18 protein-coding genes are annotated in these 16168 nt (G+C 62.0%); 9 read left to right on the plus strand and 9 right to left on the minus strand.

The window, feature by feature from the left end; translation table 11 throughout:
• Window positions 1-213 precede the first annotated feature (213 nt).
• From FGK63_RS01165 to FGK63_RS01185, 5 genes are all read left to right on the plus strand, one after another.
• The gene (locus FGK63_RS01165; protein WP_138839768.1) at window positions 214-1566 is read left to right on the plus strand and encodes a substrate-binding protein; all 1353 of its coding nucleotides are present in this window, start codon (window positions 214-216) and stop codon (window positions 1564-1566) included.
• A 129-nt stretch (window positions 1567-1695) separates the two neighbouring features.
• The gene (locus tag FGK63_RS01170; protein WP_138839769.1) at window positions 1696-2727 is read left to right on the plus strand and encodes a branched-chain amino acid ABC transporter permease; all 1032 of its coding nucleotides are present in this window, start codon (window positions 1696-1698) and stop codon (window positions 2725-2727) included.
• A 3-nt stretch (window positions 2728-2730) separates the two neighbouring features.
• A complete protein-coding gene (locus tag FGK63_RS01175; protein WP_138839770.1) occupies window positions 2731-3936 on the plus strand; it encodes a branched-chain amino acid ABC transporter permease in 1206 nt (401 codons plus the stop codon).
• A 12-nt stretch (window positions 3937-3948) separates the two neighbouring features.
• A complete protein-coding gene (locus FGK63_RS01180; RefSeq protein WP_138839771.1) occupies window positions 3949-4704 on the plus strand; it encodes an ABC transporter ATP-binding protein in 756 nt (251 codons plus the stop codon).
• A gap of 13 nt (window positions 4705-4717) precedes the next feature.
• On the plus strand, window positions 4718-5473 hold the full coding sequence (locus FGK63_RS01185; RefSeq protein WP_138839772.1) for an ABC transporter ATP-binding protein: 756 nt from the start codon (window positions 4718-4720) through the stop codon (window positions 5471-5473).
• A 128-nt stretch (window positions 5474-5601) separates the two neighbouring features.
• Here the strand turns inward: FGK63_RS01185 and FGK63_RS01190 are convergent, their stop codons facing one another.
• From FGK63_RS01190 to FGK63_RS01205, 4 genes are all read right to left on the minus strand, one after another.
• Complete coding sequence (locus tag FGK63_RS01190; protein WP_246043886.1) at window positions 5602-6219, minus strand: LysE family translocator; 618 nt, start codon at window positions 6217-6219, stop codon at window positions 5602-5604.
• 134 nt (window positions 6220-6353) lie between these two features.
• Window positions 6354-7157, minus strand: coding sequence for a 3-hydroxybutyrate dehydrogenase (locus FGK63_RS01195; RefSeq protein WP_138839773.1), 804 nt, complete (start codon window positions 7155-7157; stop codon window positions 6354-6356).
• Window positions 7154-8662, minus strand: coding sequence for a class I adenylate-forming enzyme family protein (locus tag FGK63_RS01200; protein ID WP_138839774.1), 1509 nt, complete (start codon window positions 8660-8662; stop codon window positions 7154-7156). The genes FGK63_RS01195 and FGK63_RS01200 overlap by 4 nt, the downstream gene beginning before the upstream one ends.
• Entirely contained in the window at window positions 8659-9819 is a 1161-nt protein-coding gene (locus FGK63_RS01205) for an acetyl-CoA acetyltransferase (protein WP_138839775.1), read from the minus strand. The genes FGK63_RS01200 and FGK63_RS01205 overlap by 4 nt, the downstream gene beginning before the upstream one ends.
• Before the next feature lie 86 nt (window positions 9820-9905).
• On the opposite strand from FGK63_RS01205, the gene FGK63_RS01210 reads away from it, so the two are divergent.
• From FGK63_RS01210 to aat, 4 genes are all read left to right on the plus strand, one after another.
• Complete coding sequence (locus tag FGK63_RS01210; RefSeq protein WP_138839776.1) at window positions 9906-10442, plus strand: LuxR C-terminal-related transcriptional regulator; 537 nt, start codon at window positions 9906-9908, stop codon at window positions 10440-10442.
• A gap of 150 nt (window positions 10443-10592) precedes the next feature.
• Window positions 10593-11084 (plus strand): acetyl-CoA carboxylase biotin carboxyl carrier protein, encoded by a 492-nt coding sequence (gene accB, locus FGK63_RS01215; protein ID WP_138839777.1) that lies wholly within the window; start codon window positions 10593-10595, stop codon window positions 11082-11084.
• A gap of 9 nt (window positions 11085-11093) precedes the next feature.
• Entirely contained in the window at window positions 11094-12443 is a 1350-nt protein-coding gene (gene accC, locus FGK63_RS01220) for an acetyl-CoA carboxylase biotin carboxylase subunit (RefSeq protein ID WP_138839778.1), read from the plus strand.
• Between the two features lie 42 nt (window positions 12444-12485).
• Window positions 12486-13118 (plus strand): leucyl/phenylalanyl-tRNA--protein transferase, encoded by a 633-nt coding sequence (gene aat, locus FGK63_RS01225; RefSeq protein ID WP_138839779.1) that lies wholly within the window; start codon window positions 12486-12488, stop codon window positions 13116-13118.
• Here aat and FGK63_RS01230 read toward each other — a convergent pair.
• From FGK63_RS01230 to clpX, 5 genes are all read right to left on the minus strand, one after another.
• The gene (locus FGK63_RS01230; RefSeq protein ID WP_138840422.1) at window positions 13082-13438 is read right to left on the minus strand and encodes a DUF2155 domain-containing protein; all 357 of its coding nucleotides are present in this window, start codon (window positions 13436-13438) and stop codon (window positions 13082-13084) included. The two genes, aat and FGK63_RS01230, sit on opposite strands and share 37 nt — an antisense overlap.
• Window positions 13438-13893, minus strand: a complete 456-nt coding sequence (mlaD, locus tag FGK63_RS01235; RefSeq protein ID WP_138839780.1) for an outer membrane lipid asymmetry maintenance protein MlaD — start codon at window positions 13891-13893, stop codon at window positions 13438-13440. Before mlaD ends, FGK63_RS01230 begins: the two co-directional genes overlap by 1 nt.
• 13 nt (window positions 13894-13906) lie before the next feature.
• Window positions 13907-14290, minus strand: a complete 384-nt coding sequence (locus FGK63_RS01240; RefSeq protein ID WP_138839781.1) for an NADH:ubiquinone oxidoreductase subunit NDUFA12 — start codon at window positions 14288-14290, stop codon at window positions 13907-13909.
• A gap of 78 nt (window positions 14291-14368) precedes the next feature.
• Window positions 14369-14731 (minus strand): RidA family protein, encoded by a 363-nt coding sequence (locus FGK63_RS01245; protein ID WP_138839782.1) that lies wholly within the window; start codon window positions 14729-14731, stop codon window positions 14369-14371.
• Window positions 14732-14794: 63 nt separating this feature from the next.
• Window positions 14795-16063, minus strand: coding sequence for an ATP-dependent Clp protease ATP-binding subunit ClpX (gene clpX / locus FGK63_RS01250; RefSeq protein ID WP_138839783.1), 1269 nt, complete (start codon window positions 16061-16063; stop codon window positions 14795-14797).
• Between the last annotated feature and the right edge of the window lie 105 nt (window positions 16064-16168).

The following is a 16168-nucleotide window of genomic DNA, read 5'->3' on the forward strand; positions in this document are numbered from 1 at the left end:
TCAACGGGATTTCAACGGCTTTCTGCGGCGCAATATAAGAGAATTTACAATTTGTCGAGCCCACCTGTTCATATCTTTTCAAAATAATCATGCGTTTAAAAGGACTTATTGCGAAATTTTCTTTTTCGTCCTCATACTTTTTTTGCACATATTGTGCCCACGCCCGGCGGAAAGAGGAGCCAAAGGGCGAAATCTGGGAAATGGGAGGAAAGAATGTCCAACAAATCCGTCACCCGTCGTGGCGTGCTGAAAACCGGTGCTGTCGCCGGCGCCGGCGTTGCCCTGCCGACGATTTTCACCGCTTCGTCAGCTTCGGCTTTCACCAACGAACCAACCGGCGGCACCGTCACCCTTGGATTCAACGTACCGCAAACCGGCCCCTACGCCGATGAAGGCAATGACGAACTTCTGGCTCAGCAGCTGGCGGTCGAGCACCTGAATGGTGAAGGCGATGGCGGCTGCCTCAACACCTTCACGTCCAAGGCGCTGAAAGGCAACGGCATCCTCGGCAAGAAGGTGACCTTCGTGACCGGCGATACGCAGACCAAGTCGGACGCCGCGCGGGCATCGGCAAAGTCGATGATCGAAAAGGACGGCGCCATCATGATCAACGGCGGGTCCTCCTCGGGTGTGGCCGTGGCCGTTCAGGGCCTGTGCCAGGAAGCCGGGATCATCTTCATGGCCGGCCTGACGCATGCCAACGACACCACGGGCAAGGACCGCAAGAAGAACGGCTTCCGCCACTTCTTCAACGCTTACATGTCGGGTGCGGCGCTTGCGCCGGTGCTGGCGAAAGAGATGGGCGCCGACCGTCGTGCCTATCACCTGACCGCCGACTACAACTGGGGCTGGACCCAGGAAGAGTCGATCGTAGCTTCGACCGAAGCACTCGGCTGGGAGACCGTCAACACGGTCAAGACACCTCTGGCATCGACTGATTTCTCGTCCTACATCGCGCCGGTTCTGAACTCGGGCGCCGACGTTCTGGTTCTGAACCACTATGGCGGCAACATGGTCAACTCGCTGACCAACGCGATTCAGTTCGGACTGCTGGACAAGGTCGCGAACGGCAAGGACTTCAAGATCGTCGTTCCGCTCTACTCGGAACTGATGGCCGCAGGTGCAGGCGAAAACATCAAGGGCGTGCTCGGCTCGATGAACTACAACTGGCAGCTGGAAAACGAAGGTTCCAAGGCGTTCGTCAAGTCGTTCGGCGAAAAGTACGGCAAACCGCCGTCCAACTCGGCCCAGACCTGTTATGCGCAGGTTCTGCTCTATGCCGACGCCGTCGAGCGTGCGGGTTCGTTCAACCCCTGCGCCGTCGTCGAAGCGCTTGAAGGCTTCGAGTTCGACGGTCTTGGCAACGGGAAAACGCTGTATCGCGCCGAAGACCACCAGTGCTTCAAGGACGTGCTGGTCGTGCGTGGTGCGCAAAACCCGACGAACGCGTACGACACGCTGGAAATCGTCGAGATCACGCCGGTCGATCAAGTCACCTATCCGCCGGATCATCCGATGTTTGGCGGTGCCGAGGCGACGCTCGGCGAGTGCAACGAAGGCGCCTAAGCCAACTCAGCCCGGGCCCCTGAAGTGGGGCTCGGGCACGCACCCTTATAGAAACCGGACGCGAACCCCGATCACTACGCCGGACTTACCCGGCAAGCGGGTGTACGCCACAAAAGACGGTGGGGACCGATGGACGCCATCCTACTGCAAATTCTGAACGGGCTCGACAAGGGATCAGCTTATGCGCTGATCGCGCTGGGTCTGACCCTGATCTTCGGCACTCTGGGCGTTGTGAACTTCGCCCATGGGGCGCTGTTCATGATCGGCGCATTCTGCGCTGTCACCCTTCAGCGGATCCTGAATCTCAGCTTCGAGTCTGTTGATGAAAGCCAAACCGACTTTCTCGGCAATCCGCTCAAGGTGAAAACACCATATGTCGAGGCTTGGTTCGGGCCAGAGGCCGGCGCCGTGATCATCGACTGGTCCGTGCCGCTGGCAGTCCTGTTCGCCATCCCGATCATGCTTTTCGTCGGTTATGCGATGGAGCGGGGACTGATCAAGTTCTTCTACAAGCGTCCTCACGCCGATCAGATCCTGGTGACCTTTGGCCTCGCCATCGTCCTTCAGGAAGTGATCAAGTATTTCTTCGGCGCCAACCCGATCCAGACGCCGCCGCCCGAGGCGCTGCGCGGATCGCTGGATCTTGGCGTCATGGTCGGCTTCGATCCCAATGCGATCATCTATCCGATCTGGCGTCTGGTGTACTTCGTCTTCGCGACGGTGATCATCGGCGGCGTCTTCGCCTTCCTGCAGTTCACCACGTTCGGCATGGTCGTGCGCGCAGGCATGGCCGACCGGGAAACCGTCGGGCTGCTGGGCATCAACATCGACCGCCGCTTCACGATCATGTTCGGCATCGCGGCCGCCGTGGCCGGCCTTGCCGGGGTGATGTACGGACCCTTGAACCCCCCGAACTACCACATGGGCATGGATTTCCTCGTGCTCAGCTTCGTCGTGGTCGTCGTCGGCGGCATGGGCTCGTTGCCGGGCGCGGTTCTGGCCGGGTTCCTGCTGGGTATTCTGGAGAGCTTCGCCTCGACGACCTGGGCCACGACGACGATCCCGGGCATCAACCAGATCATCATCTATCTGGTCGCAATCATCATTCTGCTCACCCGTCCGCGGGGCCTGATGGGCCGCAAAGGCGTGATGGAGGACTAAACCATGCTGGGACTGGACAAGAAAGACACCACCCTGCTCATCATCGTGGCGCTCCTCACGTTGCTGGCGCCCTTCCTGCTGAACCCCTTCCCTTCGGACAGCGCGATGGCCCAGTTCAACGCGGGGTATCCGGACCTGATGCAGCGGTTCGTCATATTCGGGATCTTTGCCGTCGGCTTCAACATCCTGTTCGGACTGACCGGCTATCTGTCCTTCGGACATGCCGCGTTTCTGGGCATAGGGTCCTATTCTGCGGTGTGGATGTTCAAACTCTTCTCGTACAACGTCATACCGGCGATCGCGCTGAGCGTTATCATGGCCGGTCTGTTCTCGCTGCTGATCGGCTTCATCAGCCTGCGGCGTTCGGGCATCTATTTCTCGATCCTCACGCTGGCCTTCGCCCAGATGAGCTTTGCGCTGGCCTACTCCGTGCTGTCGAACCCCAAGTTCAACCTGACCAACGGCGAGACCGGGCTTCAGGTCTATGCGGATGACCCCCAGATGTTCCATCGGGACGGTCTGCCGGACCTGCCGCACCTGTTCGGCCTGTCGATGCGCTCGACATATACGCTGGACATGGGTGCATGGAGTTTCGACTTCAACGCCGGCTACTACCTGTGCGCGGTCATCATGATGATCGTCTTCTACCTGGCCATCCGCATTTTCCGGTCACCCTTCGGCATGATGCTGCGTGCGGTCAAGTCGAACCAGCAGCGCATGAACTATACCGGGCTCAACTCCCGCCCGTACACGCTGGCTGCTTTCGTGATCTCGGGCATGTATGCCGGTCTGGCCGGCGGTCTGATGGCTGCGATGGACCCGCTGGCGGGCGCCGAGCGGATGCAGTGGACCGCATCGGGCGAGGTCGTTCTGATGACCATTCTCGGCGGCACCGGCACCCTGATCGGTCCGGTCCTGGGCGCGGGCTTCATCAAGTATTTCGAGAACATCTTCTCGAAGATCAACGACAGCGTCCTGCACGGCTGGTTCGCCTTCCTTCCGGACGGAATGGAGGACTTCGTGGTCGCCGTGCTGCACCCGTTCGTCGGCAAGGGCTGGCACCTCACGCTGGGCATCCTGTTCATGCTGGTGGTGATCTTCCTTCCCGGCGGCCTGGTCGAAGGCGGAACACGCCTGCGGAACTGGTTCCGCGGCAAGCGATCCGGCGCCGACGACAAGCCTTCGGGCAAAACCGAACCCGCGGAATAAGGAGACGCTCCCATGGGTATTCTCGAAGTCAAGGACGTGGGAAAGCGGTTCGGTGGCCTGCAGGCGCTGAGCAACGTGAACCTCAGCGTCAAGGAGAACTCGGTCCACGCCATCATCGGACCGAACGGCGCCGGCAAGTCCACCCTGCTCAACTGCCTGGTCGGCAAGCTGATCCCGGACTCGGGCTCGGTCATGTTCGACGGGCAGTCCGTTCTGGGCAGGGCTCCGTTTGAAATCAACCAGATGGGCATCTCGCGCGTGTTCCAGACCCCTGAAATCTTCGGGGACCTGACCGTGATGGAGAACATGCTGATCCCGATTTTCGCGATGCGCGACGGGGCGTTCCGGATGCACGCCTATGAAACCGTCGCCAACGAGCGCGAAGTCATCGAGCAGGCCGAGCAGATGCTGGAAGAGATGAACATGGCCGACAAGCGGCACATGCACTCGGCGGCTTTGTCCCGAGGCGACAAGCGGCGGCTGGAAATCGGCATGTGCCTCAGCCAGAAGCCGCGCCTGCTGCTTCTGGACGAACCGACAGCCGGGATGGCTCGGGCCGACACCAACAACACCATCGACCTGCTCAAGCAGATTTCGGAAGAACGCGACATCACGATCGCCATCATCGAGCATGACATGCACGTGGTGTTCAGCCTGGCCAATCGCATCACCGTTCTGGCGCAAGGCACCCCGCTGGTCGAGGACGACCCGCAGAACATCCGCGGCAACCCGAAGGTTCGAGAAGCCTATCTGGGCGAGTCGGCGTAAGGAGGAACATCAGATGAACGTCAAACCCGATTTCTCCAAGAACGCCAACGCGGCGCAGACCGCACCGGCCTTTCTGTCAGTCTGGGACATGCACTCCTACTATGGCGAAAGCTATATCGTGCAGGGCATCAGCTTCAACGTGCACGAGGGCGAGATCCTTGCCCTTCTGGGGCGCAACGGGGCAGGCAAGACATCGACGCTGCGCTCCATCGCACGCACCGGCAGCCCCGAGGTCCGCAGCGGCGAGATCTGGCTGGATCACCAGCCGCTGCACAAGATGACCAGCCACGAGGCGGCGGCCGTCGGTCTTGGCCTCGTTCCCGAAGACCGGCGCATCATCCCCGGCCTGACGGTCGAGGAAAACCTGCAGCTTGCCCAGATCGCCCCGCCTATCGGCTGGTCGCTGGAGCGTATCTACGATCTGTTCCCGCGCCTGGGCGAGCGCCGCAAACAGGAAGGGATCACCCTCTCGGGTGGCGAACAGCAGATGCTGTCCATCGCCCGCGCGCTGGCCCGCGACATCAAGGTGCTGCTGCTGGACGAACCCTACGAGGGTCTGGCTCCAGTGATCGTGGACGAGATCGAAAAGACGCTGATCCACATCAAGGAACAGGGCATGACCACCATCATCGTCGAGCAGAACGCAGTGCGGGCGCTGGAACTCGCAGACCGCGCCGTGATCCTGGACACCGGCGGGATCGTCTTTGACGGCACGGCGTCCGAAGTTCTGGAAAACGAGGAACTGCGCTCCGAGTACCTGGCGATCTGACGTAACACTCCCCGTCGCACGGCCGAAATGCCGTGTGGACAAACTGAAGGGTCGGCGGACTATCAGCCGACCCGTTTTTTTTGCGGCAATGCCGAGCCCCGCTTCGCGCCGAGCGACACGGCCCCGGGTCAGCGCGTGGCGATTGCCGTTGCCGCACCTGCCATCATCCCGGCCCCGAACCGGTTTGCCATCTTCATGGCGCGCGGTGTCCTGAGCAAATCGCGCGCCTTCGCAGCGGCCACCAGCCATGACGCATAAACGGCCGTCAGAACGACAAGCATCACGGCGACCAGAATCGCCCATCCCGCGGCAGTCAGATGCTTCAGATCGACGATGGTTGGAAGCAACGCCATGTAGAACAACATGATCTTGGGGTTGCCCAGCGTCAGCGAAAACCCGGCCAGAAACAACTTGCTGCCTGACGACCGAGCCGGAACCGCGCTTCCGGGTTCGTTGACCGGGGCAGTCCACATTTTCCATGCAAGATAGGCCAGGTATCCGACGCCCGCCCATTTGACGGCGACGAACACCAGGTGAAACGATTGGGCCACGGCGGCGAGGCCCCAGACGGCCATGGACAGCCAGATCGCTTCTCCGATCAACATGGCTGCAAGAAATGGGAGGACATCGCCGGCGCCACGTGAAAGAACACGCGCCACAAGGGCGGCAGTGCTTGGCCCCGGCGATCCAGAAGCGACAAGAAGTGCTCCCGCAAAAAGAAGCAACGAAGAGATTTCTATCGGCATCTGTCTGTCCCTTGGAAAGCGTCAGGCCCGACAGTGCAGGCTTGCAACGCGGAATTCAATCCTGGAGGGACGAACAGTCCAGCCGATTTCCCCCCTGTCCAACTCTTTGCCGATACGTCGACGGCTTTCGATCGTTACTGGGCGGTCCACCCTCCGTCGACCGGGATCGCGGCGCCGGTCAGGTTATGCGCTAGCGTCGAACACAGCCACAGAGCAAGCGCCCCGATCTCGGATGGATCGGAACCGCGAAGCGAGGGTTGCTTTTCCTTCAGCATGTCCGCAACCGCTGCGTCGCGGTCCCCGTCGAAGGCGGCCATGCGTTCCTGAATCTGCGGCTCGATGATGGCGGTGTTGGTCCAGCCGGGACAAATGCAGTTGACCGTCACGCCGCCCGATTTGCTGTTTCCGCGTGCAGCGTATTCCAGCGCCGCGACCTTGCTGAGGCCGACCAGCCCGTGCTTGGCCGCCACATAGGGCGCCTTTTGTTTCGATGCGACAAGCCCATGCACCGAGGCGATGTTGATGACCCTGCCATAGCCGCGTTCGGCCATGACCGGCATCGCCGCCTGCATGGTCTGAAAAGCGGCGCTGAGGTTGATGGCGATTATGGCGTCCCATGTGCTTCGCGGCATGTCCGCCAGCCAGGCGGTGTGCTGGATGCCGGCATTGTTGACCAGAATGTCCGCTCCTCCCCACGCGGCGACCGCCTGCATGAGGGCGTCGATTTCTGCGGCGTCGCGCAGGTCGCCCGCGAAGAATTCAGCCTCGGGCGCACCCTTGTTGCGCAGATGGAGGCAGACTTCCTTGATCTGATCGGCATCGGCCAACCCGTGTACGGCTATGCGCGCCCCGGCACCCGCAAGCGCCTCGGCAATCGCCAGCCCGATCCCCTGTACGGATCCGGTCACCAGTGCGGTCTTTCCCTTCAAGTCGGTCATGTTTCCTTCTCCAGCATCTTGCGCAGCTCGGTTTTCAGAACCTTGCCATAGTTGTTCTTGGGCAGTTCGCCGACAGCAATGTACGCCTTCGGCCGCTTGAACCGGGCGATGTTCTGGGTGCAAAGCTCGTCCAGTTCCGCGGGATCGGCTTTGCCAACGACAAAGGCGACCACTTCTTCGCCCCATTCGGTATGCGGACGGCCCACGACCGATACTTCGGTCACCTGTGGATGGGTCAGAAGAACCTCCTCGACCTCGCGCGGATAGATGTTCGAGCCGCCCGAGATGATCAGGTCCTTGGAACGGTCCTGCAGGGTGACGTAACCGTCCTCGTCCATGAACCCCATGTCGCCGGTCATAAGCCAGCCGTTCACCAGCGTCTTGCCGGTCGCGTCGGGGTTCTGCCAATAGCCCGGCATGACCACGTCACCGCGAACCATGATCTCGCCATGGCTGCCGGGCGGCAGAAACGCCCCGTCGCTGTCGCCAATGCGGACTTCGACCATCGATTGCGCCCGGCCAACGCTGGACAATCGCTGCTTCCAACGCGGGTGGCTGCGATCGGTCACGTCATGGCGCGACAGCGCGGTGATCCCCATCGGGCATTCGCCCTGCCCGTAAATCTGCACGAAGATCGGCCCGAAATGGTCCACTGCCTCGACGATATCGGCCAGGTACATCGGCCCGCCCGCGTAGATGATCGTACGCAGCCCGTCCCCGCTCTGGCCCGTGGCCTTCGCGACGTCGGTCATCCGTTTTACCATCGTCGGCGCGGCGAACATTTGCACGCGGCCGAAATGACGAGCCAGATCGAAGATTTCCGCCTCGTCGAACCCGCCGGAATCCGGGCAGACATGGCGTGCCCCGGCCAGCACATGCACCATGTTGTAAAGACCCGCCCCGTGGCTCATCGGCGCGGCGTATAGGATCGCGTCTTCAGCGCTGACGTTGTCCACATCGGTCCCATAGGCCAGCGACACGCCCATCAGCATTCGATGGGTGATCGTAACGCCCTTGGGTTTGCCGGTCGTTCCCGAAGTGTAGAACAACCACGCGAGATCCACGGGTTCGCGGTGCACCGGCTCGTCTATCGGATCATGTGCAAGAGCCGCGGCATAGTCATTGGCCGTGATATCGACCAGACGACCCTTCACATCGGCATCGGACAAGGCCTCGGTCAGGCCCGGAGAGGTAAAGGTGATGTCGGTGCCGGAGTTGTCGAGAATGTAGGCGACCTCGCGACCGTGCAGCTTGGCATTGATCGGCACGGCGGCGGCGCCGGCATACCAAATGGCGTATTGCGCGATCAGGTAGTCGGGGCAGTTCTTCATGAATATCGCCACGCGGTCGCCCGGCCTGACGCCCTGCGCGACCAGCCAGCCCGCCACTTGCAAGGCCCGGCGATGGAAAGTTCCGTAATCAGCCACCAAGTCGCGACCGGAATACAGCGCCGGCCGTTCGGCGTTCAGTTGCGCCTGCCGCTTGAGCCAGAGACCGATGTTCATCCCTTGACCCCTTCCAGAACCGACGCATAGTTCGCGACGCCGGAACCGCCCATGTTGAAGACCAGCCCCAGTTCGGCGCCGGGATGCTGCATCGCGTCGGCTTGCCCAAGAACCTGACGCGCGATCAGCGTGTGCATCGACACACCCGTCGCACCCACGGGATGACCCTTGGCCTTGAGACCGCCTGACAGGTTCACCGGCAGCCTGCCGCCGGCGTGAACGATCCCGCCTTCCAGAACATCCGCCGCATGACCATGCGCGGCAAGGCCCATCGCTTCGTAGATCAGCAGTTCGGCAATGGTGAAACAGTCGTGCACCTCGGCCACGTCGATATCGTTGACCGTGATGCCAGCCCGGTCGTAAGCGGCGTGAATCGCCTTGCGCGGCCCCTCGAAGGCCAGAAGGTCGCGTTGAGACATCGGCATGATGTCGTTGACCTGTGCCACGCCGCGCATCTTTACGGCCTTCGACACATCGCCCAGCAGTTCCTCGGAAACCAAAACCAACGCCGCGGCCCCGTCGGACACCAGCGAGCAATCGGTTTTCTTCAGCGGCGGCGCAATGATCGGGTTCCGCTCGGACACTTCGGCGCAAAACGCTTCGTCCATCGGCTTTTGCAACTGTGCCAACGGGTTGTTCACCGAATTGCCGTGGTTCTTGGCCGCGATCCGGGCGAGTGCGCGGGTCTGGTCGCCGTACTTGGCGAAATAGGCCTGCGCGAATTGGGCGAACACCCCCGGAAAGGACAACCCCGCCTCTTCGGCCTGATAGGCCGCATGGCCCAAAGCTGCCGCCACATCAGGCGTGGGTAGATGGGTCATCTTTTCGACACCGATGACCAGGGCAACCTTGGCCTCGCCCGCCAGTATGGCTTGCCGCGCTGCAAACACCGCTGCGGAACCCGACGCGCAGGCGTTTTCAAGCCGGGTTGCGGGTTTGAAACGCAAGCCCGGATCGATGCTCATCGCCAGCGAAGCGGGAAAGCCGTCCGGAACCAGCCCGCCGTTGAAATGCCCGAGCCAGATGCCGTCCACGTCTTCCGCGCCGATCCCGGCATCCAACAACGCCTGGCGCCCGGCCGCGACGATCATGTCCTCAAGCGTCAGTTCCGTGAGCTTTCCGAATTTCGTATGGCCCCAGCCCGCAATCAGTACCATGGACTCCTCCCTTTCTCTCGTGCAAAGATTTATGATCCTGCGCACGCCCACCGCAACTCCGTAAAAATACCCGGCACCATGAGGTTATGAGCGATCCTGCTTTCGAATATGCGCCGATCGGCCTTGTCGAACTGGAGAACCGCGTGATCCGGCGCTGCAACCTGCAGTTTGCGCGGATGTTCGGCGGCGAGGAGCCGGAATACCGCAACATGCCTTTGCTGCACCTTTACCCTTCCGTAGCCGACTGGGAACGGATCGGGGCGCGCGGGCTGCAGGTGATGCGCGAGACCGGCTATTACACCGACGAGCGCGTCATGCGACGGCGCAACGGCGATCTGTTCTGGTGCCGGGCGCGTGGCCGGTCGCTGACCCCGGACGATCCGTTCAGGCACGGCATCTGGAGCTTCTCCGACATCTCCGAGGAACGCCCGATCGTCGAACTGACACCGCGCGAACGCGAGGTGGCGATCCTGTCCTGCCGGGGCCTGTCGGCCAAGGAAATCGGTGCTGAACTGGGCCTCAGCTACCGCACCATCGAGGCGTACCGGGCGCGTCTTCTGGAGAAGTTCGGCGCGCGCAAGCTCTCCGAACTCGTGGCGAAACTGTCGGGCATGCCGCTTTGACCCGGCCCGGGACTTTCAATCTTTGTCCACCAAGGCCATCTCAACGGTTTAGTCGGCGCTTTTCATGGCCCTTCGCATGGCTTATAAGGCCGCCAAATTGATCAGAGCCCGCAAGGACAGACGGGCCAAGGGGAACCGTCGAGGACACTCATGACAGAAAACAGACACGAAGCGGATGTGGCGTTCATCAAGGCTCTGGCCGAACTGCTGCGCGAGAACGACCTGACCGAGTTGCAGGTCAAGCGTGACTATGGCGAAGAGGACAGCTTGAATGTCCGCGTAAGCCGTGTTTCCCAGACCGTCGCCGCCCCCGTGCATGTGGCAGCTCCGGCACCTGTGGCAGCGGCCCCCGTTGCTGCCCCTGCTCCCGCCGCGGCCCCTGCACCGTCCGACGATCCCGCCAGCCATCCTGGCGCCGTAACCTCGCCGATGGTCGGAACCGTCTATCTGCAGGCCGAACCTGGCGCTGCGCCCTTCATCTCGGTCGGCGCGAACGTCGCCGAGGGGGATACGCTGCTCATCGTCGAAGCGATGAAGACCATGAACCACATCCACGCTCCCAAGTCGGGAACGGTCCGCCGGATCCTCGTGGGCGATGGCGACGCCGTGGAATTCGGCACCCCTCTGGTCATCATCGAGTAAGGTCAGCCGATGTTTGACAAGATCCTGATTGCCAACCGTGGCGAGATCGCCCTGCGCGTGATCCGCGCCGCTCGCGAGATGGGAATTGCCACGGTCGCCGTGCATTCCACCGCCGACAGCGACGCCATGCATGTGCGCATGGCCGACGAATCGGTCTGCATCGGCCCGGCGCCCAGCCCTCAAAGCTACCTGTCGATGCCCGCGATCATCTCGGCCTGCGAGATCACCGGCGCGCAGGCGATCCATCCCGGCTACGGCTTCCTGTCCGAGAACGCCGATTTCGTGCAGATCGTCGAAGATCACGGCATCACCTTCATTGGCCCCACCGCCGAGCACATCCGGATCATGGGCGACAAGATCACCGCCAAGGACACGATGAAGGCTCTTGGCGTGCCCTGCGTTCCCGGCTCTGATGGCGGCGTTCCGGATCTGGCTTCGGCCAAGCGGATCGGGGAAGAGATCGGCTATCCCGTCATCATCAAGGCGACCGCTGGCGGCGGCGGCCGCGGCATGAAAGTCGCCCGCACCGAAAAAGAGATGGAAAGCGCCTTCATGACCGCTCGGGCCGAAGGCAAGGCCGCCTTTGGAAACGACGAAGTCTATATCGAGAAATACCTGACCACGCCGCGCCACATCGAGATTCAGGTCTTTGGCGACGGCAAGGGCCATGCCGTGCATCTGGGCGAACGCGACTGTTCGCTGCAGCGCCGCCACCAGAAGGTTTTCGAAGAAGCGCCGGGCCCCTGCATCTCCGAGGAAGAGCGCGCCAGGATCGGCAAGATCTGCGCCGACGCGGTGGCCAAGATCAACTATATCGGCGCGGGGACCATCGAATTTCTCTACGAGAAGGGCGAGTTCTATTTCATCGAGATGAACACCCGCCTGCAGGTTGAGCACCCGGTGACCGAAGGCATCTTCGGCGTCGATCTGGTCCGCGAGCAGATCCTCGTCGCCGCGGGCGAGCCGATGTCCTTTGGACAAGACGATCTGCAGATAAACGGCCACGCCATCGAAGTGCGCATCAACGCCGAGCGACTGCCCAATTTCTCGCCCTGCCCCGGAAAGATCACGGCCTATCATGCGCCGGGCGGTCTGGGCGTGCGGATGGATTCGGCGCTCTACAACGGCTACTCGATCCCGCCCTACTATGACTCGCTCATCGGGAAACTGATCGTGCAGGGGCGCGACCGGAACGAGGCGCTGGCGCGTCTTCAACGGGCCCTGGGCGAACTGATCGTGGACGGCGTGGACACCACCGTGCCGCTTTTTCACGCCCTGCTGCACGAGCCCGACATCCACAGCGGCGACTACAACATCCACTGGCTGGAGCGCTGGCTTGCGGAGCACATGGCCAAGTAAGGCTGCGGGCCGGGCGTCCGTCCCGGCCCCGGAGTTTCCGGAATGAGCCTTACTCCGGAACTTTTGCTGCACGGATATTCCATCGGGATATTCCCGATGGCCGAACACCGCGACGACCCCGAGCTTTTCTGGGTCGACCCGAAGTACCGCGGCGTCATTCCCCTGGACGGTTTTCACCTGTCGCGTACGCTGGCGCGCCGGATCCGAAGGGCGGACTTCGAGATTACCATCGATCGTGAATTTTCGGGTGTGGTCGAAGGCTGCGCCGACAGGGCGGAAACCTGGATCAACGATGAACTGCGCACCCTGTACGAGACCCTCCATGGCCGGGGCTTTGCGCATTCACTGGAAGTCTGGGAAGGCAACACCCTGGTCGGTGGCGTCTACGGCGTGGCCCTCGGCGCCGCCTTCTTTGGCGAGAGCATGTTTTCCCGCCGCACGGACGCCTCGAAAATCGCGCTGGCATATTTGGTGGATCGATTGCGGCAAACCGGGTTCAAGCTGTTCGACACCCAGTTCCTGACCGCGCATCTCGCCTCGTTGGGTGCAATCGAAATCCCTCGGGCCAGGTACAAGAAGGAACTCGCCGCGGCGCTTGAAGGCAGCGCCGATTTCTCTGCGCCGCTGGAGCAGACGCCTCAGGGCGTCATACAGCGGATCACCCAGACGTCGTAGCGGGCATGGTCCAACGCATTCAGCGCGGGCGACGTGGCGATCATCCAGCCATCAAAAAGCTGCTCTGACCGCCCCTGTTCCCAGATGGTGAGATAGGCGAAGGCGTCGCCCGTCGGGTTGTCCGCGGGATAGCGGCAATCACCAAGGGCCACGTCGAGGCCGAAGACCGACGCGGTTTGCCCGTTCGTCAACTGCACATCGATGGTCTGCCCATTCACCTTGTCCAGGCCGCGCAGGATCGCGCCCTGTCCCGAGGTGACTTGTTCCTGCGCCCAGGCGGCAGTGCCCAGGAAGGCCAGGGTAAGTGAAAGGATCCGGATCACTCGCTGCTCCCGTCTCCGGCCACGAACTTGACGAGCAGGGAAATCAGGCTGACCGCCCCCTGCGTGTCCTCTATCATGTCGCCCGGTTCGAAAAAGAAGAGGGACCCGCCAGGCATGATCTCGACGAAGTTGCCGCCCAGCAAACCCTCTGACGAGATCACCGCGGCGCTGTCGTCGGGGATCTTGATGCCATCTGAGACCGAAAACGTGGTGTCGGCGCGATAGCTCTCCGGGTTGAGGGTGACGCCTGTCACGGCGCCGATCTTGACGCCGGCCAGACGGACGTCGGTGCCCACGGTCACCCCTTCGAGCGATCGGAACGACGCGCCCAGTTCGTAGCCGTCGCGTTTCTGCGACAGGCCGGTGGACTGGCTGGCATAGACGCCAAAGGCGATTGCAAAGGCCAGCACGGCGCCGCCGACAAGCACTTCGGTCCTGTTGTAGGTAGACATCGGTCCGCCTCGATTATTCCGGCCGCCAGGCCTCGTAGTCAGCGCGCTCGATCGGATCGGGCCGGCGGATGGAGCCTGCGGGAGCATAGGCCATGGCCGTTCCCGTCAAGTTCTCCTGGTGCGGTTTTTCCCAAGTCTTGTGCTTGAGCGGCTTGTCGGTCGGAGGCTCGTCCCAGGTGCGGTGCAGCCAGCCGTGCCAGTCGGGGTCGATCCTGCTGGCCTCGGCCTCGCCATTGAAAATGACCCAGCGCTTGCTGTCATCGGCATTGCGGTAGAACACGTTTCCCTGATCGTCTTCGCCAACCTTGGTGCCCTTGCGCGCGGTATAGATCTGGGTATTGAGGGTCGCCCCGTTCCACCAGGTCACGGCCCGCAAAAGAGTGTTCAGGATTCCCATCGGCAGCCTCCGGCATTTCGTCCCTCGCAGGTATGGACCAAAGGTTGGCCAAGGTCCAGAGCCACCAAGCCGCAGCCGCTATTCCGGCATGAGAGCGGTGACTTCGATCTCGATCCGGTATTTCGGGTCGATAAGCCCGCATTCGATCATGGTCGCCGCCGGCGGGTTGGCGCCGAAGGTCTCGGTCAGGATCGGCCAGCAGGGCTCGAACTCGTGCCGGTCCGGCAGCATGTAGGTCACCCGAACCACGTCGGCGAAAGAAGCACCCGCTTCGGCAAGCGCCTTGCCTATGGTCGCCAGCGCCGAACGGCATTGCTCCGCCACCCCGTCGCCCTGCCCCACAGTGCCGGCGACGTGGACGAACCCGCCCGCGACCACGGCCCGGCAATAACCGACCTTTGCCTCGAATTCCCCACCCGTCGAAATACGTCGAATTGTCATGGCATCCTCACAAGAAAACGGCGCGGAGAGGTCCGCGCCGTGAAAAGCCTGGTTCAGTCCGGATCACCCTGCTGACGCAGATTCCTTGCCCGCCTCGGCATAGATGATCAGGGGCTGCGCATCCGAAGTCACCGCCTCTTCGTTGACGACGACCTTGGTCACGTTCTTCATGCCGGGAAGTTCGAACATGGTATCCAGCAGGATGTCCTCGAGGATCGAGCGCAAGCCGCGCGCACCGGTCTTTCGTTCGATGGCGCGCTTGGCGATCGCCTTGAGCGCGTCGTCGGTGAAGTCCAGCTCGGCGTCTTCCAATTCGAAAAGGCGTTGGTACTGCTTGACCAGGGCGTTCTTGGGCTGGGTCAGGATGGTGACGAGCGCGTCCTCGTCCAGATCCTCGAGCGTCGCCAGAACCGGCAGACGGCCGACGAATTCGGGGATCAGACCAAATTTCAACAGATCCTCGGGCTCCAACTCTTTGAAGATCTCTCCCACGCCGCGGTCGTCATTGTCCCGCACGTCGGCACCAAAGCCCATGGCCGAGCCCTTGCCCCGCTGCGCGATGATCTTGTCGAGCCCCGCGAAGGCTCCACCGCAGATGAACAGGATGTTGGTTGTGTCGACCTGCAGGAACTCCTGCTGCGGATGCTTGCGCCCGCCCTGCGGCGGAACGCTTGCCACCGTGCCTTCCATCAGCTTCAGCAGCGCTTGCTGCACGCCCTCGCCCGACACGTCGCGGGTGATAGACGGGTTTTCCGACTTGCGGGTGATCTTGTCGACCTCGTCGATATAGACGATGCCGCGCTGAGCGCGCTCGACATTGTACTCGCTGGCCTGAAGAAGCTTGAGGATGATGTTCTCGACGTCCTCGCCCACGTAGCCGGCTTCGGTCAGGGTGGTGGCGTCCGCCATGGTGAAGGGAACGTCCAGAATACGCGCGAGCGTCTGCGCCAGCAGTGTCTTGCCGCAGCCGGTAGGCCCGATCAGCAGGATGTTCGATTTGGCAAGTTCGATGTCGTTGCCGGCCTTCTGGGCATGGTTCAGGCGCTTGTAGTGGTTGTGCACGGCGACCGACAGGACGCGCTTTGCGGTTTGCTGGCCGATCACATAGTCGTCCAGGACTTCGCAGATGTCCTTGGGCGTCGGCACGCCGTCCTTGGATTTCAGACCGCTGGCCTTGGTCTCTTCGCGGATGATGTCCATGCAAAGTTCGACGCATTCATCGCAGATGAACACGGTTGGGCCTGCGATCAGCTTGCGCACCTCGTGCTGGCTCTTACCGCAGAAGCTGCAGTAGAGCGTATTCTTGCTGTCACCGCCTGAATTCGTCGCCATGATCTACCTTTCGGGCTCCGTCTTTGCGGCCCCTTCCGGGGCCGCGCTCTGCCGCCTGTTCAAGCAGCTTAGGCCAGCGTTCCGGCCGCTACAATCGCAAATTAT

This window comes from Ruegeria sediminis, from assembly GCF_005938215.1.
Taxonomy (GTDB): domain Bacteria; phylum Pseudomonadota; class Alphaproteobacteria; order Rhodobacterales; family Rhodobacteraceae; genus Ruegeria; species Ruegeria sediminis.

Coding starts and splice junctions, on each gene's coding strand:
- FGK63_RS01175 (WP_138839770.1), top strand. CDS start 2,731: ATGCTGGGACTGGACAAGAAAGACACCACCCTGCTCATCATCGTGGCG.
- FGK63_RS01195 (WP_138839773.1), bottom strand. CDS start 7,157: ATGACCGACTTGAAGGGAAAGACCGCACTGGTGACCGGATCCGTACAG.
- clpX (WP_138839783.1), bottom strand. CDS start 16,063: ATGGCGACGAATTCAGGCGGTGACAGCAAGAATACGCTCTACTGCAGC.
- FGK63_RS01190 (WP_246043886.1), bottom strand. CDS start 6,219: ATGCCGATAGAAATCTCTTCGTTGCTTCTTTTTGCGGGAGCACTTCTT.
- FGK63_RS01200 (WP_138839774.1), bottom strand. CDS start 8,662: ATGAACATCGGTCTCTGGCTCAAGCGGCAGGCGCAACTGAACGCCGAA.
- FGK63_RS01180 (WP_138839771.1), top strand. CDS start 3,949: ATGGGTATTCTCGAAGTCAAGGACGTGGGAAAGCGGTTCGGTGGCCTG.
- accC (WP_138839778.1), top strand. CDS start 11,094: ATGTTTGACAAGATCCTGATTGCCAACCGTGGCGAGATCGCCCTGCGC.
- FGK63_RS01170 (WP_138839769.1), top strand. CDS start 1,696: ATGGACGCCATCCTACTGCAAATTCTGAACGGGCTCGACAAGGGATCA.
- aat (WP_138839779.1), top strand. CDS start 12,486: ATGAGCCTTACTCCGGAACTTTTGCTGCACGGATATTCCATCGGGATA.
- FGK63_RS01240 (WP_138839781.1), bottom strand. CDS start 14,290: ATGGGAATCCTGAACACTCTTTTGCGGGCCGTGACCTGGTGGAACGGG.
- FGK63_RS01210 (WP_138839776.1), top strand. CDS start 9,906: ATGAGCGATCCTGCTTTCGAATATGCGCCGATCGGCCTTGTCGAACTG.
- FGK63_RS01205 (WP_138839775.1), bottom strand. CDS start 9,819: ATGGTACTGATTGCGGGCTGGGGCCATACGAAATTCGGAAAGCTCACG.
- mlaD (WP_138839780.1), bottom strand. CDS start 13,893: ATGTCTACCTACAACAGGACCGAAGTGCTTGTCGGCGGCGCCGTGCTG.
- FGK63_RS01245 (WP_138839782.1), bottom strand. CDS start 14,731: ATGACAATTCGACGTATTTCGACGGGTGGGGAATTCGAGGCAAAGGTC.
- FGK63_RS01185 (WP_138839772.1), top strand. CDS start 4,718: ATGAACGTCAAACCCGATTTCTCCAAGAACGCCAACGCGGCGCAGACC.
- FGK63_RS01165 (WP_138839768.1), top strand. CDS start 214: ATGTCCAACAAATCCGTCACCCGTCGTGGCGTGCTGAAAACCGGTGCT.
- accB (WP_138839777.1), top strand. CDS start 10,593: ATGACAGAAAACAGACACGAAGCGGATGTGGCGTTCATCAAGGCTCTG.